The 20,478-nt window shown below is 44.9% G+C and carries 26 protein-coding genes and 2 tRNA genes; 16 read left to right on the top strand and 12 right to left on the bottom strand.

What is annotated here, in order from left to right:
* Window positions 1-39 precede the first annotated feature (39 nt).
* The 3 genes from AC5SLM_RS13965 to AC5SLM_RS13955 form a co-directional block, all read right to left on the bottom strand.
* The gene (locus AC5SLM_RS13965; RefSeq protein ID WP_495251588.1) at window positions 40-417 is read right to left on the bottom strand and encodes a hypothetical protein; all 378 of its coding nucleotides are present in this window, start codon (window positions 415-417) and stop codon (window positions 40-42) included.
* A gap of 725 nt (window positions 418-1,142) precedes the next feature.
* A complete protein-coding gene (locus AC5SLM_RS13960) occupies window positions 1,143-1,475 on the bottom strand; it encodes a hypothetical protein (RefSeq protein ID WP_495251587.1) in 333 nt (110 codons plus the stop codon).
* Between the two features lie 10 nt (window positions 1,476-1,485).
* On the bottom strand, window positions 1,486-1,725 hold the full coding sequence (locus AC5SLM_RS13955) for a helix-turn-helix domain-containing protein (RefSeq protein WP_495251586.1): 240 nt from the start codon (window positions 1,723-1,725) through the stop codon (window positions 1,486-1,488).
* Between the two features lie 273 nt (window positions 1,726-1,998).
* Between AC5SLM_RS13955 and AC5SLM_RS13950 the strand changes: the two genes are divergently transcribed.
* Complete coding sequence (locus tag AC5SLM_RS13950; RefSeq protein WP_495251585.1) at window positions 1,999-2,460, top strand: helix-turn-helix domain-containing protein; 462 nt, start codon at window positions 1,999-2,001, stop codon at window positions 2,458-2,460.
* Window positions 2,461-2,462: 2 nt separating this feature from the next.
* Complete coding sequence (locus AC5SLM_RS13945) at window positions 2,463-3,035, top strand: hypothetical protein (protein ID WP_495251584.1); 573 nt, start codon at window positions 2,463-2,465, stop codon at window positions 3,033-3,035.
* A gap of 33 nt (window positions 3,036-3,068) precedes the next feature.
* On the opposite strand, the gene AC5SLM_RS13940 is transcribed toward AC5SLM_RS13945, so the two are convergent.
* The 5 genes from AC5SLM_RS13940 to AC5SLM_RS13920 all read right to left on the bottom strand — a co-directional run bounded on the left by AC5SLM_RS13940 (window position 3,069) and on the right by AC5SLM_RS13920 (window position 7,035).
* The gene (locus AC5SLM_RS13940; RefSeq protein WP_495251583.1) at window positions 3,069-3,230 is read right to left on the bottom strand and encodes a hypothetical protein; all 162 of its coding nucleotides are present in this window, start codon (window positions 3,228-3,230) and stop codon (window positions 3,069-3,071) included.
* Between the two features lie 53 nt (window positions 3,231-3,283).
* Entirely contained in the window at window positions 3,284-3,565 is a 282-nt protein-coding gene (locus AC5SLM_RS13935) for an XRE family transcriptional regulator (protein WP_495251582.1), read from the bottom strand.
* Window positions 3,555-3,920, bottom strand: a complete 366-nt coding sequence (locus AC5SLM_RS13930) for a type II toxin-antitoxin system RelE/ParE family toxin (protein ID WP_495251581.1) — start codon at window positions 3,918-3,920, stop codon at window positions 3,555-3,557. Before AC5SLM_RS13930 ends, AC5SLM_RS13935 begins: the two co-directional genes overlap by 11 nt.
* An 81-nt stretch (window positions 3,921-4,001) precedes the next feature.
* Complete coding sequence (locus tag AC5SLM_RS13925; protein ID WP_495251580.1) at window positions 4,002-5,105, bottom strand: tyrosine-type recombinase/integrase; 1,104 nt, start codon at window positions 5,103-5,105, stop codon at window positions 4,002-4,004.
* 292 nt (window positions 5,106-5,397) lie between these two features.
* Window positions 5,398-7,035, bottom strand: a complete 1,638-nt coding sequence (locus tag AC5SLM_RS13920) for a methyl-accepting chemotaxis protein (protein WP_495251579.1) — start codon at window positions 7,033-7,035, stop codon at window positions 5,398-5,400.
* 139 nt (window positions 7,036-7,174) lie between these two features.
* Here AC5SLM_RS13920 and AC5SLM_RS13915 point away from each other — a divergent pair, with 139 nt between their 5' ends.
* Complete coding sequence (locus tag AC5SLM_RS13915; RefSeq protein WP_495251578.1) at window positions 7,175-7,402, top strand: DUF2798 domain-containing protein; 228 nt, start codon at window positions 7,175-7,177, stop codon at window positions 7,400-7,402.
* 161 nt (window positions 7,403-7,563) lie between these two features.
* Here the strand turns inward: AC5SLM_RS13915 and AC5SLM_RS13910 are convergent, their stop codons facing one another.
* Complete coding sequence (locus AC5SLM_RS13910; RefSeq protein ID WP_495251577.1) at window positions 7,564-8,481, bottom strand: AEC family transporter; 918 nt, start codon at window positions 8,479-8,481, stop codon at window positions 7,564-7,566.
* A 230-nt stretch (window positions 8,482-8,711) separates the two neighbouring features.
* On the opposite strand from AC5SLM_RS13910, the gene cheQ reads away from it, so the two are divergent.
* From cheQ to AC5SLM_RS13850, 12 genes are all read left to right on the top strand, one after another.
* Window positions 8,712-9,188: a cheVAW transcriptional regulator CheQ gene (cheQ, locus tag AC5SLM_RS13905; RefSeq protein ID WP_495251576.1), complete on the top strand. Its 477-nt coding sequence runs from the start codon at window positions 8,712-8,714 to the stop codon at window positions 9,186-9,188.
* 114 nt (window positions 9,189-9,302) lie between these two features.
* Window positions 9,303-9,380, top strand: a tRNA-Pro gene (locus AC5SLM_RS13900).
* Between the two features lie 503 nt (window positions 9,381-9,883).
* Window positions 9,884-9,971: transfer RNA gene (locus AC5SLM_RS13895), tRNA-Ser, on the top strand.
* A 101-nt stretch (window positions 9,972-10,072) separates the two neighbouring features.
* Window positions 10,073-12,658: a bifunctional diguanylate cyclase/phosphodiesterase gene (locus AC5SLM_RS13890; RefSeq protein WP_495251575.1), complete on the top strand. Its 2,586-nt coding sequence runs from the start codon at window positions 10,073-10,075 to the stop codon at window positions 12,656-12,658.
* A 77-nt stretch (window positions 12,659-12,735) separates the two neighbouring features.
* Window positions 12,736-13,440, top strand: a complete 705-nt coding sequence (locus AC5SLM_RS13885) for a Bax inhibitor-1/YccA family protein (RefSeq protein WP_495251574.1) — start codon at window positions 12,736-12,738, stop codon at window positions 13,438-13,440.
* 3 nt (window positions 13,441-13,443) lie between these two features.
* Window positions 13,444-13,836 (top strand): thiamine-phosphate pyrophosphorylase, encoded by a 393-nt coding sequence (locus tag AC5SLM_RS13880; protein WP_495251573.1) that lies wholly within the window; start codon window positions 13,444-13,446, stop codon window positions 13,834-13,836.
* A 69-nt stretch (window positions 13,837-13,905) separates the two neighbouring features.
* A complete protein-coding gene (gene secG, locus AC5SLM_RS13875) occupies window positions 13,906-14,235 on the top strand; it encodes a preprotein translocase subunit SecG (RefSeq protein WP_495251572.1) in 330 nt (109 codons plus the stop codon).
* A 5-nt stretch (window positions 14,236-14,240) separates the two neighbouring features.
* On the top strand, window positions 14,241-15,188 hold the full coding sequence (locus AC5SLM_RS13870) for a polysaccharide deacetylase family protein (protein WP_495251571.1): 948 nt from the start codon (window positions 14,241-14,243) through the stop codon (window positions 15,186-15,188).
* The gene (gene frr / locus AC5SLM_RS13865; RefSeq protein ID WP_495251570.1) at window positions 15,188-15,745 is read left to right on the top strand and encodes a ribosome recycling factor; all 558 of its coding nucleotides are present in this window, start codon (window positions 15,188-15,190) and stop codon (window positions 15,743-15,745) included. Before AC5SLM_RS13870 ends, frr begins: the two co-directional genes overlap by 1 nt.
* Window positions 15,746-15,747: 2 nt before the next feature.
* Entirely contained in the window at window positions 15,748-16,356 is a 609-nt protein-coding gene (gene pyrE / locus AC5SLM_RS13860; protein WP_495251569.1) for an orotate phosphoribosyltransferase, read from the top strand.
* Window positions 16,356-16,820 (top strand): RDD family protein, encoded by a 465-nt coding sequence (locus AC5SLM_RS13855; RefSeq protein WP_495251568.1) that lies wholly within the window; start codon window positions 16,356-16,358, stop codon window positions 16,818-16,820. Before pyrE ends, AC5SLM_RS13855 begins: the two co-directional genes overlap by 1 nt.
* A 1-nt stretch (window position 16,821) precedes the next feature.
* On the top strand, window positions 16,822-17,904 hold the full coding sequence (locus tag AC5SLM_RS13850; protein WP_495251567.1) for an MFS transporter: 1,083 nt from the start codon (window positions 16,822-16,824) through the stop codon (window positions 17,902-17,904).
* Here AC5SLM_RS13850 and AC5SLM_RS13845 read toward each other — a convergent pair.
* Entirely contained in the window at window positions 17,893-18,333 is a 441-nt protein-coding gene (locus tag AC5SLM_RS13845) for a flagellar basal body-associated FliL family protein (protein WP_495251566.1), read from the bottom strand. The genes AC5SLM_RS13850 and AC5SLM_RS13845 overlap by 12 nt on opposite strands.
* Window positions 18,334-18,451: 118 nt before the next feature.
* On the opposite strand from AC5SLM_RS13845, the gene tpx reads away from it, so the two are divergent.
* Complete coding sequence (tpx, locus tag AC5SLM_RS13840) at window positions 18,452-18,952, top strand: thiol peroxidase (protein WP_495251565.1); 501 nt, start codon at window positions 18,452-18,454, stop codon at window positions 18,950-18,952.
* A gap of 13 nt (window positions 18,953-18,965) precedes the next feature.
* Here tpx and AC5SLM_RS13835 read toward each other — a convergent pair whose 3' ends face one another.
* Window positions 18,966-19,919 carry a DUF3137 domain-containing protein gene (locus tag AC5SLM_RS13835; protein ID WP_495251564.1) on the bottom strand — a complete coding sequence of 318 codons (954 nt, stop codon included), beginning with the start codon at window positions 19,917-19,919 and terminating at the stop codon, window positions 18,966-18,968.
* Between the two features lie 7 nt (window positions 19,920-19,926).
* On the bottom strand, window positions 19,927-20,469 hold the full coding sequence (locus AC5SLM_RS13830; protein ID WP_495251563.1) for a LemA family protein: 543 nt from the start codon (window positions 20,467-20,469) through the stop codon (window positions 19,927-19,929).
* Between the last annotated feature and the right edge of the window lie 9 nt (window positions 20,470-20,478).

The following is a 20,478-nucleotide window of genomic DNA, read 5'->3' as shown; positions in this document are numbered from 1 at the left end:
GGGTTTGGTTACATGTAAGCCCCCTCAAGGGGGCGACTGCTAGATGGCTTTAAGCTGCTGCGCTGCAGCGGCTAGGTCGGGGTTTTGATTTTCTGCTTGGGTGGCAAACCACTGTACTAGCTCGTCTTTGGTGCGCGCGGCGGTTTCGCCCTCGCCGCCATTGAAAGCAAGGGTAAGCGCAAATAGGCCGGTCTCGGTGGGGGTAACATTTTGCACCGTCGCGAGGGTGGGCACGCCCTTTACCTCAACCTGCACCACGCAGCCTATGTATGCGCGCAAGTGTTCTAGCTGGGCGGCTTGCACGTTTATCATTTTGCCTACCGTATCGCGGTCGCAGGCTAGCCAGTCCCATATTTTGGCGGCTTTGTCCGCGTTCAGCAGCTCTCCGTTAATTTCAAGGAGTTCGGTACCGCTCATGCGCAAAGGCACCCCTTCGCGATAACCCGGCACACAATTAGTTATTACTTTCCCCGCGAAGTCTCTTTTAATTCGCTCTTTAAAAGTTTTAAAATCCTCTCTCGGCTCTGGATTTCTGTTCTCGATAGAAGAGAGAGTGTTTTTATATAAATTATTATGATTGTTATTGTTTTTATATGGAGGGCATTTACGGGGGCCCGATGAACGGGGGCCCGATAATGGTACCCCCGTGACCGGGGTACCAAAATGGCACCCCGGCAATAGAATGTCACTTTGCGTAATTAGCTCCACTTTTTCTAGCTTAGTCACGATTTCACGCAAATACTCTACATCTAGGCGCTCGCTGTCGAAGGCCCAGTAAGTCACAAAGAGGCCTTGCTCATCGCGGGTTTGGAACCGAAATAGGTAGTATCCGCTTTCGAGTTCCTTTATTGCTGTTTTTAGTGCTTTTTTTCCATCCCGACTGCCTAATTCGATAGACTTTAGAGAAACCTGAAACTCGTCGCTGTACGCCTCTAACACTGCGCCTAGTCCCTTTGCTTTTAGGGTCAGATTTTTGTTCCTCAGCATGTTTACATGTACTTGTGCGTAGTTTTTGTCTTTCTTTTTTAGGCGAAAAACCATCTTTTTGCCTTTCTTTTTCAAAAGGCCAAGTGCGGTATAATGCGGCTTGGCCTGTACTGGCTTAGCCCCTCTCATGCTTGGCGGCGGTGGAGGGGCGACTGTTATGCTTTTGCGCGGCGGTATTCATATATATCCACGAAGACGAGGCCATCGACACTCCCGATGTCATCCACTACCGAGAGGTTTTCTCTTCGGTTTTCTAGCGCGCTGCAGCCATCCGACTTTTCGAAAATCATATATGGAAAGCCCATGCCATCCCATGTCGGTGCTACTATGTACTCGTATTCCAGTTCATCTTCGATTACTAGGCACAATTTTTTTACTTTTTCTATGATTTTGTCACTCGCTTTATTTTTAGCTCTTTTGAGCATTTTCTGGACTTCTTCGATTTGGGCGTTTTTCGCCACCAGTGCGTTTTGAATTTCCTGTGTCATTTTTCGCTCCTTATGCGGTTTTGATTGTTTGGGTTAGCCATTCGGCGATTGCATGCTTCGTGTAAAGAACTTTTCCTTTTTTCCCTTCATACATTTTTTTATAATTTGGACCGAGTCCACCTCGCCGCCAATTCATTAACGTGCAAGGCGAAACCCCTAAAACTTTTGCAGTTTGTGCCTCGCTTAATACTATTTTTTTTGCAAATCCTGCACCATCAATATCATTTATTATTTTTTCAACTTCGTTCATTGTTATTTCCTTGTTTGACATTAATTTTTAACCGTCATTTAAAACAGTAGCCCCAGTGTCGCTTTCGCTGCACTGTTCCACTAAGATTACGCAACCGTTCACTATCTTTGTAGTTACTACGCCGCAGGGACTTTTTGACAAAATTAAGTTTAAAAACGTTATAATCGTTTTGCTACAAACGCTTATATTTTATTTATAAGTGTATTATTACATATATTACATTAAACATAGCTTATATATTCGTAATTATCGTAATATAATGAAGGAAGTAAAATGTATTTTTTGAATGAAGCAGAAATTTTAATTGAGGCACTCAAAAATTATTACAAAGTTGAGACTATTTCACAACTAGCAGAGACTTTAGGGGTTAGCCAACCGACTTTATCCGCGTGGCGCAAACGTAATTCGGTGAGCTCTATTCGTAATAAATGTCAAGAGCTTGATATTTATTACGATATTTTTGAAAATGAAGAAACGCTTGAAAAAATAAATCGGCTCAAAAGTTCCAAAAATAATTTTACCCAGCATGGTAGCAGCAACACACAAATAGGTGAGCAGCACAATGAAGGGGATGGGATAAGCAATAAAAACAAAGGTGCTAGCACCTCGATGACGGGAGAGGGAGATTTAACTCCTTTATTTAACGCGCTCAAAGCCGTTGCGGTTGCTTTTGACAAAGAAGAATTTGTTAAAAATGAACTTAAAAAATTGATTGCAATTATTCCAGGAAAATAAAAATGAGTGATTACACTCAACATGGCGATGGAAACACTCAAATCGCCGCACAATATAATTATTTGATAAACCCACAAAAACCCCTAAAACTAGGAAAAAAGCCTTACATTTTTACGGTGCGAAAGAATGTGTTAGGCAAACAGGACTTTATGTATTTTTTTAGTTTCTGGCTTGTCTTCTCTTTTTTTGTCGGCGGAGTGCTCTTTTTTTGGGCGGGGCTTGGGTCTCTAGGAGTTAGTCCTATACAGACGTTTTCGGCGGTTTTGATTACTGTTTTTTTGTTATTCTTTGCCGCTGGCTATACTCTTCCTATTGTCGCCACTCTAACTTTTTGGGGTAAAAAGCAACTGGAGGTTAACCAAGAGGGATTTTTTTTAGAAGATAAAAAAATAAATCTCGAAGAAGTGCGAAGTATAAATATAATTAAAGACATAAAAGGGTGGGGGGTATACATATACACCCAAAGCGACATATACCCAAAAATGGATTTTAACGTACAATCCATGCACGAAATGCTAGCGCTGCGGGAGCTTATTGCTCACGCGGGTGTTGAGCCTACGGCGGAAAAAGGCTAGTAAATCCTGCACGTCTCTTTGTTGTCGTCTTTTTTAGATACTCATATCAACTTTTTTCACTTTGGTTGTTCCAAAAACGCGAGGATACCCCATTGCTTCAAGTTTATCATCGATACACTGTTCATTATTTTGGCACTCTGATATGATTTGAATAACTGTTGCGTTATCCAGTCCAAGTTCTTTGAGCTTTTCCATCTTTGACCCCCCAATATAATTAAAATTATTAAAAATGCTGACGTACTGCAGACCTATAAAATTGAAATATTCAACCTTTTTCCTAAAGCATTTGTTGCACTCTCAAGCGTGCTAAGGGTCAAGCTGCTATTATCGGGGTTTAGTAATCTATTTACTACAGCTCGACTTGTTTTCATCATTTGTGCCATTTTTGTTTTTGTTATTTTTTGAGCCTTCATCTCTTGCTCTAGTTGATAGGCAATAACTCTTTTTATTGCTATATCATTTGTCTCTTCAAAGATACCGTCTTCTTTTAAAAACTCTTTAAAATCACCGCCAATATGCTTATTGCTCATCACATTCTCCTGTATCAATTTTCTTTCTTCTTTCAATTGCAGTATTCTTTTCTTTTTCAGGCATTTTTTGGTCTTTTTTGATAAATCCATGTAGGAGTATCATGCAATCTTTGTATATTGTAAAAATAACCCTAGCAATCTTGTCGCTTGCTAATTTGCTTCTCACTTCCCAAAGTTTATATTTGCTATCAACTTTTCTAACCAAAGGCATACCAATAGGAAAACCAAATTCAACTGTTTGAATATCTGAGCCTATAATCTTTCTGTCCTCTTTATCGAGAGTTAGCAACCACTCTTTTACAGGCTCATTTCCAAGCTCACTTTTATAAAATCTAACAGCGATTATTTTTTCCACACAAATCCCCATTTTTAAAGTATTGTATCAAAAAAGATACATAGTGTCAATAATTTTTGTTCTTGAAAAGGTGTCGTTGTACTATCCCCAAAGTTGCACTACTGCGTCTTTACCGCTATCTGGTGCAAGCTTCGCATAGCGTAGCGTTTGTTGTATGTCCTTGTGATTCATAAGCTTTTGAATTGTAAAAATAGGCGTGCCATTAATCGCTAAGTGGCTGGCAAAAGTATGGCGCAGCGTATGGATCACTGCGCGGTTCTTTGCGTCTGCTGCTTCAAGCCCATCATTAAAAAGCTCATCGAGGACTTTTTTCATTTTGCGGCGCACCGTGCGACCGCTGGCCTGAATTATGGTGTCGTTTGCGTTTAGGTTTTTGGCCGTGCCCTGCAGCATGCTTTTTAACTCTTCCCCAAAAAAGCCCTTGTAGCTGTTATTATTTTTTAGGTCTTTTAGCGTGATTACATTATTGTAAAAATCAATGTCTTTTTTTTGGATGTGCAAAATCGTTTCTAGCCTGCCTCCGGTCGTTAAGGAAAGCTTGGCAAACAGTAGCATTTCTAGATCATCTTGTAGTGCATTTAATAGCTCTGCTACCTCTTCGGTAGATAAGTACCGCTCTCTGTTGTTGTCGTACTTTAAAGCTCTCACAAACTTACATGGATTTGGAAGCCTGTAAACTTGTTTTTTTATCGCATGATTAAAAATCGCGTTGAGCAGCTGGATATACCAGTTTATTGTTTTGGGGGCTCTGCCGCTGTTGATTAAATGTTTTTGAATTTCTTCGATTTTCTCCTGGGTGATATTCTCAATATCTTCATCCTCGATGTGTGGTGCAATGTATTTCGAGTATTTACTTTTGTTTGTTGCATTGCTCTTATTGTGTAACTCTCTATCTGCGAAATAAAGCTCGGCAAAAGTAGAAAATGGTGTGATATCTCTTTTTTTTAGTCGCGCTATAGCTGGCGGCTCTTCGCCAAGCCGTTGCTTAGTTAGGATTTCATTTCGTTTTTGGTTGCAGTAATTTTCGCGCACTCCTTCAGAATGTTTACCGACTTTGACCTCTTTGAGCTTTCCGCCTGAGTCTTTAAACCTGATATAATACGTCTTATCAGGTTTATCGTTTGTGATTGAATCACGGTAAACTACACCCGTAAATTTCGTTTTATGGCGCGTAATGTTTCCCACCTATTTCCCACCTGATTTTAGGTTTTAATAAATTTATAACATTGATTACGTTAATTACAGATTAAACTTACCCCCTTAAATACATTATTTATAGTTTATTATATTGTTTATTACAAAATAAATATAAATAATGTAAAATCCCTCTCTCCCGGCCACCTTTTAACTTTTCTAAAAACTTCATTTTCCTTACATGTAACGCCCACAAACAAACATCTTTATTTCCCTCAATTTTTAGCATAATGCGTAGCCGTATTTTTGACAACACGGCCTTGGCACGCACTCTCTTTTTAACCTAATGCAACCGAAACACATTAATCTCTTCGCTTAGCTCTTTGGAAGAGTGGGTAAGGGTGTCTACGATACCTTGAATTTTTAGTGCCACTTGCGTGTTTTCTTGGGCAAGTTGTGTGGCGGAAGCGACTTTTTGGCGTAACTCCTCAATGCTCTTGACCGCACTGTCGGTTTTTTCATTCACCCCGCGGGTCATCTCTAGGCCATCCATGGTTTTGTTTTTAGTGGTTTGGGCCAACGTTCCCACCGCTTGGGCTTCTTGGGTAAGGGCGTTGATTTGCTGTGCGTTGATTTGGATATGCTCATTGGTGTCATTCACCCCTTGCACGACGATTCCGATGGTGACATCGATTTCGGAAAGAGATTTTTTTGTGCGTTCAGCCAGTTTTCGCACCTCGTCTGCTACGACCGCGAACCCGCGCCCATGTTCGCCTGCGCGTGCGGCTTCGATGGCGGCGTTGAGGGCCAAAAGATTGGTTTGTTCGGCAATGTCTGAGATAATCTCAAGAACGTTTTTAATTTGCGCTGTTTGCTCAGAAAGGTGGTGCATTTTTTGAGAAATCTCATTTTCATCTTCGCTAACTTGCGTAACCCCTGTGACCACCGTATTTAAAATCCGAATCATCTCCTCAAGACTTTGGTAATCATCTTCCATAATTTGAGCACTTTTTTGCGCCAAGTGTTTGGATTCTTGGAGCCTGGCGTTAACCTCTTGCGTCAACGTATCAACGCCCCTAGAAATAGCATCTTGCTTGGCGGCCATCTGGTTCATCTGGCCCACGGTTTCACTCATGGAGAGGCTTGATTCCATGGTATGCTCTGTGGCTACTTTGGCCTTAGAAAGCGCGCGGCGCAAGTTGGTGAGCAACCCGTTAATGTTGCTGCAAATCTGCCCAAGTTCGTCTTCTGAGGTGCTACATGTAAGGTTGCGCAAATCAAGGTCATTGGCACTTTTTGTGATGGAGCGGTCCATGGTGTTGATGTTTTTTACCAAATAGCGCGTAATGCCCACAAGCAGTCCCGTTGTGCCCAAAAAGGCGAGCAGGGCAAAGGCGATGTTAATGTAAATCGTATGGTTCAAGCGCTCTGAGATGTGTTCTTTTGTGTCGACAATCCGCTCATTGGCAATCTTGGAAAGTGTCGTTAGTTTTTCCAAAACCACCCTAAAATCTTCTTCAATCATGATGGCCGCAATGCCCATTTCATCCATGCTATCTTGTCGGTACGCTTCCTCAATCATCGCAAGGTAGCGCGTCATAAAGGTGCCATATTCACGCTCTAACTCTTCAAGGGTTTTTTTTGCCCTTGGGTCGTGATAAAACCCATCACGCTTGGCATCTTCAAAGTAAGTTTTCATGGTTTTTTGCGTCTCTTGAAGGCGTGTTCGAGCCTGTCCCGTGGGCAAAAACTGACCAATCACGTAAACCAAATCACTCAAAACAGATTCAAATGCATCCTTGGCCGCATCAATTTTTTGCGCGGGCACCATGTTGCCCTCATAAATTTCTCTAAGGGATTTTTCCCCCGTCATCGCGCTGTAAATACTCAGCGAAGAGAGCAAGGCGACGCCGATAACAGAAAGGATGGAGATGGTGATGAGTTTGGTGGAAATTTTAGTATTTTGAATGCGGTGCCACACGCTAACCCCCTTAAGGCAGATAAGGTAACCCTTCAGTATAGTTAAAGTAAATTTAATTTTACTTTAATATTCCTATTTTAGGGCGCTTTTAGCGTTTACATGTAACAATAAATCTTATATTTTTGCCAAAGGGGTCTGTGTGTTTCCAAAGCGTTACGAATTTCTTCTATTTGCGTTTTTCATGTCACTTTTTATGTCGTTTTTTATGTCGGGAGTCATTACGTTCATCAACATAGGCATCATTTCTGGTTTTTTAGGATTGTGGTTCACTGCTTTTACTAAAGCTTTTCTCGTAGCATTTCCAGTTATTTTAATCGTGGTGCCCCAAGTGCGAAAACTCGTCGCCTTGCTCGTTCGCAACACGTAAAAAGAAGGAGGCAATGACGCCTCCACTCTCCTTGGAAGCCCACACACAAACTTCCAAGTTTCCCCGCCCCGCATACTTGATGCAGGTGCCAAGGAAAATGTACACCAAGGTGACTTAAATGGTGATAAAATATTTACCTTTGTTTGGTTGATTCGCCAGCGCTAAAGCAAAACAGCCATCACGAAACTCAAGGTACCAAAGGCCAGCAAGGTTTGTCCGGTAATGAGTGTGGACATCAACTCCACATCGCCCCCCATTTGGCGCGCCAAGATGTAAGCAGCAGCAGCGGTGGGCATAGCGGCAAATAAAATCACGATATTGCGCATCAATCCTTCAAGCTCCACCCATTCACAAACCCCCACCATCATCAATGGCAACACAATCAATTTGCCCACAGAAGCAATCCAAAAATCAGGTTTAAAGGTTCCTAAAGAGCGAAACCGAAGCCCCACCCCAATAGAAAGTAGGCCCAACGGGATGCCAGGAGCTCCCAAAAGGGCCATAATAGGCTCCAACACAAAGGGGAGTCCAATGGTGCTAAAATTTAAAAAACCGCCCAATAAACACGCTAAAATCAAAGGGTTTGTGATGATAGACTTGCTCAAACTCTTAAAGGAAAAGCGCCCCTCGCTCACATAAAGCCCGAAGGTACTCACCGAGAGCACATTGATAACGGGGATCACAAAGGTAATCAAAAAAGCCGCCAACACAATGCCCTCATCCCCATACAGCGCATCCACCAACGCCAAATACACATAGGTGTTATACCGAATCACGCCTTGGTACACCGAGGAATACACAGGACCCGAAAATTTTATAAAATACTGCAACACCATCAGTACCGCGCTCATCAACACAAGCACGCCAAGGACTACATTTACCATTACAACCGCATCGGTGGTGCTTTCTAGCGTCGCAGTGGAAAGGCGGTGTACCAAAAGGGCAGGAATGAGCACATAATAGGTCAGTTTATCAAGGAGTGGCCAAAAGCCTTCCGCGGGGAATTGCAACCGTTTTAATCCATAGCCAATGAAAATCAATGCAAAAATCGGAGAAAGCGCGGCAAAGAGCGTCGCCATAGTACCTACTTATGTGAAAGAATTTAAAAAGGAGAATTGTAACATAACGCAAGGGGAAAAGAGGGGCGGGCGACCCCATCTTTTCTTGACAGAACGAGGGCAATCGTTGCGGCATTGAAATCATACGACAAATTGGAAACAAAGCAGTTACGATACCTGCTTATTTTTTGTACAATAGCGTCTTTCGATGGGTTGTGAAGAAATCCAATACACTTAAAAGAGGAGTTCCCATGCAAATGCTCACCCTCTCTGCCAACCATTTTTTAGACCACTTTGTTCTGGGTGCCGAGTTAGCCGCCCACGCTCGCATTTCGGGCAACACGTACCGGTACTGGAAAAATGGAATTGCGGCGAAATTTGAAGGCTCGCGCACGGTTTTTTTACGCAAAGATACTATCCCGCTCAAGCACGCTCAAGCCCAAGCACGCTGTACGTCCCTTGAGGGACTCGTGCTCTCTCAGGCTTTTTGTACCTTTACTGGCCTTGCAAGTTCCCACCTCACCCAAAGCAACGGATCAAAACTCTATGAAAAACTGCGCGTTGTCACACTCATGGGGATTAAATTTGTGGATTTAAAAGGGTTTTACGATGCCCTAGGCCTTGCGTACCACTACAATATCTACATTGAAAAGTGCCATTTTTTCGCCCCTTCGCCCTTTGAGAGAAAAATAAAGCTGACAGACACGCTGTGCGTAGGATATTATTAAGCACTTTTGTGCCACTTTCACAGGGTGAATAAGCAGTGAATAACTTTAGCTACATGTAAGGAAAATTAAAAGATTTTCTAAGGAAGAGTTGGCTATAGTTTGCCCTCTCATAGTCGGGGTGTGGCGCAGTCTGGTTAGCGTGCTACCTTGGGGTGGTAGAGGCCGTGGGTTCGAATCCCGCCACTCCGACCATGTTACCGTTCGTTATTGAGCCATGGCTTATCGAAAAGCATGGTAAATACTCGAAGCAAGAATAGACAACAAAAATACAGCCCCTATCACCATCCGCATGTAAAAGCGACGAAAGCGCGGATCCATCCCCATGCAACACCTCCTTTTTCTTTGGTTCATTTTCCTTATCATAGCAAACTTTTTACTCCCTTGTTTTTCTTGACAAAGGACAATTTTTTCGTCATTTCTTTGTGCTACTATTTCCTCCAGTTTACCTCACTTCTTCTCCTGTGAGTTAAATTTAGGGACACATCGCACGTTCGCTTTAGGGTTCTTGGGTGTTGCCACACACCTCACTCAAGAATGGGAATGATAACAAGACATACCTGACACTATGTCCACTCCTACACACACGTTACCCCGCCCCAATCCCCTAAAGCGAATGCGCATCTTCCTCCGCTCTTCCGCGTTTTTAACATCCACCTAAGCACACTTAGGGTAAACTTTCCGTCCGCTTTACATGTAGAGAGGTGTCCGAGCGGTTGAAGGAGCACGCCTGGAACGCGTGTGTGGGGCAACTCACCGAGGGTTCGAATCCCTTCCTCTCTGCCAGTTGTTTCCCTGCTAGTAAACTTTTCTTTACATCATTTATTTTCTTTTCAAGAAATTTCCACTACAGTAACCGCATTTGTTCAGCGCGAGGAAAAACGTACATGAAGCCCAAACAAAAGCTCTTTAAGCATGTTTACATGTACGGGGCGTTTCTTTTTTTTATTTTTACACTCTTTTTTATTGCCATTAATTTTTTTCAAAATTACCTTCATTTTTCCGCCACTTCCCAAAAAATGAAAGAGACCTATTTCGCCAACCAACAACGCAGTTTGTCTTGGGAGGTTAAACACTTTGTTGACTTGATTCAAACCCGCCAAAACCAACAGCAAAAAGAGCTTGAACAGCTCCTGAGGGAAGAGGTGGCAAAAGCCCATGCCATCGCCTCAAACCTCTACAACACGCACCGCCACACCGCCACACCCCAAGAACTCCAACGCCTCATCGTCGAAGCCTTGCGTCCTGTGCGCTACATGGGCGGGAGCGGGTATTTTTTTATCACCCAAAACGACGGTGTTAAAATCCTTTTCCCCGACGGACCCGAATACGAAGGGGAAAATCTTTTACATGTAGGCACTCCCACCAAGCGCGCCTATGTACAAGAATTTCTTGCACAAATCACGCAACACGAAGAAGGGTTTTACACTTATGCGTGGAGCAAACCTGGCCAACCCAAAGACCGCCTTTTTGAAAAAACTGCCTTTTTTAAACGTTTTGAGCCCTATAATTGGACGATTAGCACAGGACTTTACCATGATGACATGAAGGCAAACCTGCAAGCTAGCATCCTTGAAGATATTAGTCTTTTGCGGTTTGATTTAGCAGGGGAGAATTATCTGTTTATCGGCCAGTGGGATGGCATCTCTCTCACGGCCCCCGCCAAAGGGAAAAACATGTACAACACCCAAGATATCAACGGCAAATTCCTTGTCCAAGAGCTCATCCAAACGGCCAAACAAGGAGGAGGGTTTGTGGATTATGTCATGCCCGACCTTGAAGGAAAACGCACCCTTCATAAACTCAGCTACGTCCAAGGCATTCCCGAGTGGGAATGGTACGTAGGGGCGGGAGTCTACACCGACGATATCCAAGAGCGTGTTGCCCTTGAATACCAAAAACTCAACCGCTCTTTTGCCATCTCCCTAGCAAGCTCACTTGCCTTATTTGTGGTGGCGGCGTTGATTATGAGTCTTTTTTACCGACGGTTTAACCGCCAACTCAAAATGGATTTTGAAGCGTTTTTTAGCTTTTTTGACTCCCTTGCGTACCACAATTATCCCATCGACAAATCCCGCTTGCGTTTTTATGAGTTTGATGCCCTTGCCGCTAGTGCAAATGCCATGCTCATGCAAAAACTAAGCCTCGAAAAACAGCTCGCACACCTTGCCCATCATGATGCGCTCACCACCTTGCCCAACCGCGCTTTACTTGGCGACCGTATCGCGCAGGGAATCGCTACGTGTAAACGGGAAAATCAACTGCTGGCCTTGTGTTTTATTGACCTAGACAACTTTAAAAAGATCAACGACAGCTTCGGGCACTCTTATGGCGATGCGGCCTTATTGCAAGTGGTGGAACGCACACAGCACACCTTACGTGAAACCGACACGCTCGCGCGCCTTGGAGGAGATGAGTTTGTGTTGGTGTTAGACAACATCACCCACAAAGACCAAGTTGTTCGCATCTTAGAAAAAGTTCAAAAAACCTTTGAATTGCCCTTTATGATTCACGAGCAAGCCTTTTTCCTCACCGCAAGCATTGGCGTGAGCTTTTACCCAACCGATGGCAAAGAGGGTGAAACCTTACTAAAAAACGCGGATTTAGCCATGTACAAAGCAAAGGATGCGGGCAAAAATAGCTTTTGTTTTTACGACCAAACCCTCTCAAGGGCTTCCATGGAAACGCTGACCATTGAAAACGAACTCAAATCTGCCATCGCAAACAACGAGTTTGAAGTCTATTATCAGCCCCAAATTGACCTGCAAACGAACCAGTGCATCGGCCTTGAAGCACTTATCCGCTGGAACCATCCCGAGCAAGGTCTTCTTGGCCCCAACCGCTTCATCCCTTACGCGGAAGAGTCACGCATGATTCTACCCATCGGAACCTTTGTGCTCAAGAGGGCATGTTTGGATTTGCTCTCCCTTCGCCAAAGCCTTGGCTTTGAGGGAAAGGTGTCGGTGAATATTTCAGGCATTCAACTCGAAAACGATGATTTTACCGCCACTTTGCAAGAGATTTTACACCAAACGCGCATCCCGCCAAGCTCCTTGGAACTTGAAATCACCGAGTCCATTTTCATGAAAGACGCGGTGCGCTGGATTGCCATTTTGGAAAAAATCCGCTCCCTTGGTGTCAAGATTGCCATCGATGATTTTGGCACAGGTTACTCTTCCTTAAGCTACCTGCGCCGCTTGCCTGTGGATAAGCTCAAAATCGACATCTCCTTTGTGCGCGACTTGCCGCACCACGAAGATGCCAAAGCCATCGCCAAAGCCATCATCGTGCTCGCCAAAAGCATGCATATGACCACTCTGGCCGAGGGCATCGAAACCCAAGAACAAGCCGCTTTTTTAACCCAAGAAGGGTGCGATGAAGGGCAAGGATTTTATTATGAAAAAGGGATAGATTTAGACTCCCTTAAAACATGGATTGGCACCAAAAATAGGCCTTTCAACCCTTACATGTAAGGCTATTTAAGCTTCATTTACCTCTTTTTTGATATACTATCTCTTCGTAAAATTTATCATTTACACAGGAGATACCCATGGCGTTGTACGACAGAGACTACATCCAAAACCAAGCCGCTGGAGGCTACGGTGAGAGTGCTGCACAGGCGCAAACAAGACTTTCGGTCTTTATTAAGCAAACCTATCAGCTTTTCGCCGCTTCCTTGCTTGCCGCAAGCGCTGGGGCGTATGTGGGCATTGGAATGGCCCCTGCCATCGCAGCGTGGTTTTGGCCCCTTGTGATTTTAGAGTTTGTCTGCTTGTTTGGACTATACGCGGCCAAACGCAAAGCAGGACTTAACCTTGCCCTTTTATTTGGGTTTACCTTTTTAAGTGGCTTAACGCTTACGCCGTTGCTCTCCACTATCCTTGGCATGCCAGGTGGTGCAGGTATCGTAGCAAACGCCTTTGCCCTTACTACGGTTGCATTTGGCGGGCTTTCCGTATTTGCTATGAACACAAAGCGTGATTTTAGTGCTATGGGCAAAATGCTCTTTATCGCCCTCATTATCATGATTGTTGCGGCGTTGTTTAACATCTTCCTTGGCAGTCCCGTATTTCAACTTGCTATCGCTAGTGGCGGCGCTTTGCTCTTTAGCGGGTTCATTTTATACGACACTCAAAACATCATCAAAGGGGCATACGAAACCCCCATTGAAGGGGCTATTGCCTTGTACTTAGACTTTTTAAACCTCTTTGTTTCCTTGCTCCAAATCTTTGGTATTCTTGGAAGCAGAGACTAACCCTTGCAGGGCTTTTCCCCCTCAAGTTTACGCATCCTTGACGCCAACCTTAACCGCTTGCGGGAGGGGTTGCGCGTCTTGGAAGACATCCGCCGTTACGGGTTTGACGACCAAATCCTCGCCGCTAAACTCAAAGAATTGCGCCACCAGGCCAGACTTCCTAACGTTCTTGACCTTTTAAAAGCACGGGACATTCAAAACGATGTCTTAAAAGCCACCACCCACAGCGAAGCCTCACGCACCTCCCTTGATGCCATCACCCTTGCCAACATCAAACGCGCCCAAGAAAGCACGCGAGTACTAGAAGAGATTTTAAAACTTGAAAACCCTGCCGAAGCCGAGCGTTTTAAGCAGATACGCTACGCCCTCTACGACATCGAAAAAGCACTTTTTTAACCAATTTTTAGCTACTTTTAGATACAATCACCCTTCAATCCCAAGCTTACATTAAAAGGAAACTTTATTATGACCAGTCTTTTGTTGGTTACCCAGTTTATTTTCACCGCAATTTTAACCATTGCCGTACTGCTTCAAAAAAGCTCTTCTATCGGTCTTGGTGCCTACAGCGGAAGCAACGAATCGCTTTTTGGCGCCAAAGGGCCTGCTGGATTTTTAGCAAAATTTACCTTTGCCATCGGCTTTCTTTTTGTGGTCAACACCCTAGCACTTGGGTACTTTTACAATACCGAAAAAAAAGACTCTCTTGCCGAACAAATCCAAGGTGTTGTTCCAAGTTCCGTACCTAGCGCCCTTCCTCAAACCCAGCAAGCGCCCCAAGCACCCAAGGCTGAATAATTCCGATGCGCTTGTTGTTTCTTTGGTTATTTGTATGGTGTGCACAAGCTTTTGCAGACGCACACCTGTTTGTATACCACCGATTTGGCGATGACCGCCACCCCTCAACCAATGTTTCCCTTGAAAAATTAAGGGAGCACTTCACCTATTTTAAAGAACGCGGCTACAAAGTTGTTCCTCTTCAAAAGGTTGTTGAACGCATCTACGCCAAAGAACCCATCCCTGACACGTGGGTCATACTCACCATCGATGATAACTACAAGAGCTTTTACGAAAACGGATTGGCGCTTTTTAAAGAGTTCGGTTACCCTTTCACCCTTTTTGTCTACACGGGTGCTACTGAGCAAAAATACGGTGATTACAGTACGTGGGAAGAGCTTCGCGAGATTGCCAAATACGGAGAGTTAGAATTTCACTCCCACAACCACCCTTACATGACCCAGCTTAGCGATAAGGCCTTGAAAAAAGACTTTGAAACGGGACTGGCGCTTTTTGAAAAACATTTAGGCAAAAAACCCCGCTATTTCACCTACCCCTATGGCGAGTACGACGCAAGGGTTAAAGCCATTGCTGCTGCTTATGGGTTTGAGGCCATCATCAACCAAAATATGGGTGCTGTGTCCCACCGAAGTGACCCGCTTAACCTAGACCGCTCTGCCCTTGGTGAAAACTCCAACCTTTCCAATCTCCTCAGCTATCGTCATCTTAACGCGCAATGGGTTGTACCAAAAACCTACCCAAGCGATGCAAAACTAAGCACCGTCGAAGTCGAAGTTTTAGAAGCAGGGGACAAAGCGGGGCTTTACATCACCGGACTTGGCTGGCAAGAGGTTCCCCTAGAAAATGGGCGCATCCACTACACCGTCGACCAAACACTCACCCATGACCGCACAAGGCTTATCTTGAGCGTTGGGAAAAAAATCAGTACGCATATTCTCATAAAGGATCAGTAATGTTAGAGGAAATTTTTTTCGACCAAGAAGACCATTCCACCAAAAGTATCGAGGCACTAAAACGTGATTTTGGTACCCTTCGTACGGGCAAAGTTTCTGTCAATATCTTAGACAACATTCAAGTCAATTACTACGGAACACCTACTGCCCTTAACCAAGTGGCCACCGTGCTCGCAAGCGATGCCACGACCATTAGCATCACGCCTTGGGAAAAAAACATGGTCAAAGAGATTGAAACAGGCATTCGTGCTGCCAATATCGGCGTCAATCCCAACAACGATGGTGTGAGCATTAAACTCTACTTCCCGCCCATGACCGTCGAACAGCGCCAAGAAAACGTCAAAAAAGCCAAAGCCATGTGCGAAAAAGCCAAAGTGGCCATCCGCAACACGCGCAAAGACGCCAATGACAAAATCAAAAAACTCGAAAAAGAAAAAGAGATAACAGAAGACGAGTCCAAAAAAGCCCACGATGACGTGCAAAAAATCACCGATACTTACGTCGAAAAAGTCGACCAAGCCTTTAGGGAAAAAGAAACTGAATTGTTGAAAGTCTAGCCATGAACCTTGAAACACTCTACAAAGAAGCGGGGGCATACCTTGAGGGGCATTTTCTCCTAAGCAGTGGCAACCATTCGCAATTTTACCTGCAAAGTGCCAAGGTGCTTGAAGACCCCAAACTCGCGGGCGAACTCGCTCAAGCACTAGCGGCACAAATCCAAGCAGCAGGCCTTGAAGTGGACACCGTGTGCTCTCCTGCCCTTGGGGGTGTGCTAGCAGGTTACGAACTTGCGCGTGCTTTACATGTACGGTTTATTTTTACCGAAAGGGTGAATGGCACCATGCAGTTACGGCGCGGTTTTGAAGTGAAAAAGGATGAACGCATCCTCGTGTGTGAAGATATCATCACCACGGGAGGCTCTGCCCTTGAAGCAGCGGCTTGTGTCGAAACTTTCGGCGCAAAAGTCCTTGGCTTTGCCGCCCTTGCAAACCGCGGATTTTGCAAGCGTGTCGGCAGCGACACCCCTGCAAGCCTTACATGTAAACTGCCAAACGACGTCCCATTTTTTGCCTTGGGTGATTTTACCTTTGACATTTACGAACCAAACGCCTGTCCTTTGTGCAAAGACGGTTCGGTTGCCATTAAACCGGGTAGTCGAGGAAATTAGTGCGTTGGCGCACCCTTAAACAAGGCAAGAAAGGCTCCCCTAAAGCTTCTTTGCCTTCTTTTCCTCTTGCGCCATCCGCGTTGCGGGTTAAGGCGTTTATTGTTGATGTATTCATGATTTATTTGCCACTTCTTTACCTCACCACCTATGGCATCTTAGGGGGCAAAGACGCGTTTCAATCCAACCAACTTGCCATCTTCCTCCTCACCTTGCTTTTTGGCGTAATTCTTTCCCTTTTTTGGATGCGCACGGGACAAAGCCCTGGATACCGCGTTTACGGGATGCGCCTTGTGCATGCTCGCACGGGAAAAACACCGGGCTTTTTGCTGGGCATGTGGCGCTATGTCGCTTTTTTGCTAGCAGGCACCTCCCTTGTAGGCCTTATGCTCTCGCCCTTTAGAAAAGACGGAAAAAACCTACACGACTTGCTTTCTAACACCCACGCCACCCTTGTCACTGTTTAGTATGTTTGCACGTATTTCGGGGTTTTTTTACTTTTACTTTTCCATCATCGGCGTGTACGTGATTTTTTTGCCAAAAATCCTCCAAACACTGGGCTACACAAGCGCGCAAATTGGGCTCGTGTTTGCCATCGCACCCTTGACGCGATTCATCGTTCCTTTCTTCTTCCAAAAGTGGTTTTCCCTAACGCAAACCGTGTTTTACCTGGCACTAGGCTCTGCTTTTTTGAGTGCTCTTTTGTTTTATATCACCATTCCTTATGTTTGGTTTTTTTTAATACCAAACGTTTTTTTAGGAGGGGCACTTGGGTTGATTTTGCCCTTTATCGAAACTTATTCTTTGGAGTTTTTAGGCAAAGAACGTTTTGGAAAAGCACGGCTTTTTGGCTCGCTGGGATTTATGGTGGTGGGAATTGTGCTTGCCATGTTGCTAAAAAACCCTTACATGGGACTTCATTTTTTCCTCGCAGCGGTGACACTCATGGTTTGCTTTGGACTCCTTGTTACCCGTAAAAATGCCCATTTTACCACTATCTCTAGCGTTCACGGTGGAGGTATTGACCTAAAATCACAACTGGGTTTTTGGCTGAGTTTGTTTTTGATGCAGGTGAGCTTTGGGGCCTTTTATAACTTTTTTACCATCTACCAAACCGACCACGGGGTGAGCTTAGCCATCACCAGTTGGATGTGGGCTTTTGGGGTTATCTGCGAGGTTGGACTTTTTTATTTTCAAGGGCCTATCTTAAAACGCTACGGGCTTTTGGGCTTGGTGCAATTTTCCACCCTCATGACAGCCTTGCGATGGCTTCTTTTGTTTTTATTCCCAGGGTCCATTGCCATTGCGTTTTTCTCTCAAGCTTTCCACGCCTTTAGCTTCGCCCTTCACCACACCGCGGCCTTTAGCTATTTGCACACGGTCTACGCCAACCGCCGCTTGGCTGCGCAGTTTTATTATGGGTTTTCTTTTGGGTTAGGGGGCTTTGTTGGAGCACTCATCGCAGGGTGGATGTACGGGCCTTACTTGTATTTAGTCGCGGCATTCATCGCTTTTTTAGGCTTTCTGACCTGCAGGTTCTTATCGCGCTAACACAAAATTTTGGAAATAAACCCCTTCGAGCTCCAAGCCAAGCTGTTGCCTTGCTTCTTGTATGATGCGTGCTTTGAATTGTTCTTTTCCTTGTGGGGTTGCGAGGATTTCTCCGTCTTCTTTGGAGGCAATGTTGAGCACCAATCGGCGCAAAGGCTCTCGAAGCCTGTCTATTTCGGCTTTAGCCGCGCGATTTTCGGCTTTGACCGCGATTTCGGCTTTTAAAAAACTGTATTGGCCCTTTGAAAGGTTGATGAGGATTTGGTCAAGTCCTGTTTCAAGGGGGTCTGTACTGCCCCGCACACTAGAAGGCATAGCGCCCACGCCAAACCGTGGTCCATCTTTAAAAAAAGTGCCGTAGATGAGATAAATAATCGACACAGCGAGGATGACAAAAATAGCGATTTTGCTAACGCGGTATCCGCCCATACTCTCTCCTTATTGCTAAAGGGTGTATTATAGCATGCACCAAGTTAACTCCTTAAATAAAGAGTCTTTTTATCCTCTTTCACCTATACTGTGGAAACTTTATCATAAAGGAGTATTCATGGCTAAAACAGCACTCAAAGGAACCCCTGTCTCTCTTGCAGGCGCAGAACTCGCCGTTGGTGACCTCGCCCCATCGGTCACTGTTGTTGGAAAAGATTTATCAGAAATCACTGTTGGTGGCGCCAAAGGCAAAACCCAATTACTCATCGTCGTCCCTTCTCTTGACACTGCCGTCTGTGCTTCAGAAACACGCAAATTTAACGTCGAAGCGGCCAAAACAGAAGGGGTAGAAGTAACCGTCATTTCCATGGACTTGCCCTTTGCTATGGGCCGCTTTTGTACCACCGAGGGCATCGAAAACCTTGCCGTTGGAAGCGATTTTAGAAACAAAGCTTTTGCTAATGCTTATGGGGTTCTTCTTGCAGATGGACCACTTGCGGGTGTGACATGTAGAGCTATTTTTGTGGTAGACGCCCAAGGAAAAATCACGTACAAAGAGATTGTTCCTGAGATTACAGCAGAACCAAACTACGACGCTGCCCTAAGCGCACTCAAATAACCTCCAGCCCGCTCTAGCGGGCTTTTACCCCTTCTTTTTTTAACCCCAACAACGCCACGATACCATACAACATCGCAAACAAATGCCCGTATGTTTTAAGGGTTTTAAAGGTCTCCAAAGAGCGAAAGAGCGAAGGCTCAAAATTGGGCTTCCCATAAGCAAAGCCTAGAAAGATTTTCCCCTCTATAAAGCTTACATGTAAGGGCACATTGGCATGGTTTTTTAACGCCAATAACTGCTCCATCAGCACCGGAGAGAGGAGGTAGCGTGCTTCGATTTGGTCTTTACTTAGCGCCACAAAGGCACGTTCAAAGGCAGGATTGTCCATCTTTACCAATCCACCTCGCTTGTCAAAGCCTTGCACGAGGGTGCCAAAATCTCCCAATACCTTTTGGGCCAAATCGGGCAACACCCATGTGGGCGAGCGAACGTTTTTAGGAAAAGGTGCCACAAAGAAAATCCCTTGAAACAGCGTGTGGCGTGTGGTTTTACCCTTAGGACCACGGGTGGTGTACGTTACGTTTAAATCACTCCACATCACCTTAACACCCTCAATTTCACCAAAAACCAAATCATCTCCCGCATAGGTGTCATGCTCTTGCGTAAACCACTGCGCCTGCCTAAATACGGAGGAAGAAATGTGGCCTTTTGGGTCATAAGAAAGGCCCATATGGCGCACCATCTCCCCAATGACATGGTCCTTAAAGAGGCGATGAAAGGCGCGTGAAGCATGGCGAAATTGCACCGTGTAGCCAACCCCTCCAAGGGCTGCGGCTAAGACAAACGCCACAAGATGGTCTTCTTTAAAAAGTGTATTGGCAAAGATTAAGGCAAAAAAAGCCCCAGCCAAAGCCCAATACGCCCTGCTGTTTTTAACCCGAGCACAAACCTTAAGACGCTTGGCTTCCAAAAAAGAAAGGTCTTGCTTCATCGACGCATAATAGTGCTCAAGAAAGGAGGCAAGCATCGCGCCCTTACCTCATGCGCATCGGGGGATTTTCTCTCGCAAAAGAAGCCTCAAACAGTTGCTTGCGCGTGTAACCTAGGCAGCGGGCTAACACATTAGCAGGAATCATTTCAATGGCGTTATTGTAGTCTGTGACACTTTGATTATACGCCCGTCTTGCTGCACTGATGTATTCTTCCACTTCCCAAAGGCTTTGTTGCAGTTGCAAAACATTGGCGTTAGCCTTAAGCGCGGGGTAGGCTTCGACCTTTACATGTAAGGCGTGAAGTGCGTTGGAAAGTTCAGTATTAATAGGGGAGATTTCTTCGATGTTGTGCGCACAAAGCCCTTCTTCTCGAAGTTTGGTAAGGTGTTCTAGCAAATGGCGTTCGTGCTCTAGGGCTTTTTGCGTAAGGGTAATAAGGGAAGGAATAAGGTCGTAGCGTTTTTTGAGTTGGACTTCCAACCCTGCAAAAACGTTGTCAACTTGGTTACGTCGCCCCACGAGAAAATTGTAAAAAAGGGCGACGAGGAGTGCAAAAACACCAAAACCAAGGGCAACGCTTTGCACGGCGTTGAA

Source organism: Sulfurospirillum sp. HTRB-L1 (genome assembly GCF_059415125.1).
Note: the sequence above shows the minus strand (reverse complement) of the source record. Positions and strands in the feature narration are given on the sequence as shown.

Excerpts from the sequence above, each read along its gene's own strand:
- AC5SLM_RS13965 (WP_495251588.1), bottom strand. The coding sequence starts at position 417 with ATGAGCGGTACCGAACTCCTTGAAATTAACGGAGAGCTGCTGAACGCG.
- AC5SLM_RS13960 (WP_495251587.1), bottom strand. The coding sequence starts at position 1,475 with ATGACACAGGAAATTCAAAACGCACTGGTGGCGAAAAACGCCCAAATC.
- AC5SLM_RS13955 (WP_495251586.1), bottom strand. The coding sequence starts at position 1,725 with ATGAACGAAGTTGAAAAAATAATAAATGATATTGATGGTGCAGGATTT.
- AC5SLM_RS13950 (WP_495251585.1), top strand. The coding sequence starts at position 1,999 with ATGTATTTTTTGAATGAAGCAGAAATTTTAATTGAGGCACTCAAAAAT.
- AC5SLM_RS13945 (WP_495251584.1), top strand. The coding sequence starts at position 2,463 with ATGAGTGATTACACTCAACATGGCGATGGAAACACTCAAATCGCCGCA.
- AC5SLM_RS13940 (WP_495251583.1), bottom strand. The coding sequence starts at position 3,230 with ATGGAAAAGCTCAAAGAACTTGGACTGGATAACGCAACAGTTATTCAA.
- AC5SLM_RS13935 (WP_495251582.1), bottom strand. The coding sequence starts at position 3,565 with ATGAGCAATAAGCATATTGGCGGTGATTTTAAAGAGTTTTTAAAAGAA.
- AC5SLM_RS13910 (WP_495251577.1), bottom strand. The coding sequence starts at position 8,481 with ATGGCGACGCTCTTTGCCGCGCTTTCTCCGATTTTTGCATTGATTTTC.
- cheQ (WP_495251576.1), top strand. The coding sequence starts at position 8,712 with ATGCAAATGCTCACCCTCTCTGCCAACCATTTTTTAGACCACTTTGTT.
- AC5SLM_RS13890 (WP_495251575.1), top strand. The coding sequence starts at position 10,073 with ATGAAGCCCAAACAAAAGCTCTTTAAGCATGTTTACATGTACGGGGCG.
- AC5SLM_RS13885 (WP_495251574.1), top strand. The coding sequence starts at position 12,736 with ATGGCGTTGTACGACAGAGACTACATCCAAAACCAAGCCGCTGGAGGC.
- secG (WP_495251572.1), top strand. The coding sequence starts at position 13,906 with ATGACCAGTCTTTTGTTGGTTACCCAGTTTATTTTCACCGCAATTTTA.
- AC5SLM_RS13870 (WP_495251571.1), top strand. The coding sequence starts at position 14,241 with ATGCGCTTGTTGTTTCTTTGGTTATTTGTATGGTGTGCACAAGCTTTT.
- frr (WP_495251570.1), top strand. The coding sequence starts at position 15,188 with ATGTTAGAGGAAATTTTTTTCGACCAAGAAGACCATTCCACCAAAAGT.
- pyrE (WP_495251569.1), top strand. The coding sequence starts at position 15,748 with ATGAACCTTGAAACACTCTACAAAGAAGCGGGGGCATACCTTGAGGGG.
- AC5SLM_RS13850 (WP_495251567.1), top strand. The coding sequence starts at position 16,822 with ATGTTTGCACGTATTTCGGGGTTTTTTTACTTTTACTTTTCCATCATC.
- AC5SLM_RS13845 (WP_495251566.1), bottom strand. The coding sequence starts at position 18,333 with ATGGGCGGATACCGCGTTAGCAAAATCGCTATTTTTGTCATCCTCGCT.
- tpx (WP_495251565.1), top strand. The coding sequence starts at position 18,452 with ATGGCTAAAACAGCACTCAAAGGAACCCCTGTCTCTCTTGCAGGCGCA.
- AC5SLM_RS13835 (WP_495251564.1), bottom strand. The coding sequence starts at position 19,919 with ATGCTTGCCTCCTTTCTTGAGCACTATTATGCGTCGATGAAGCAAGAC.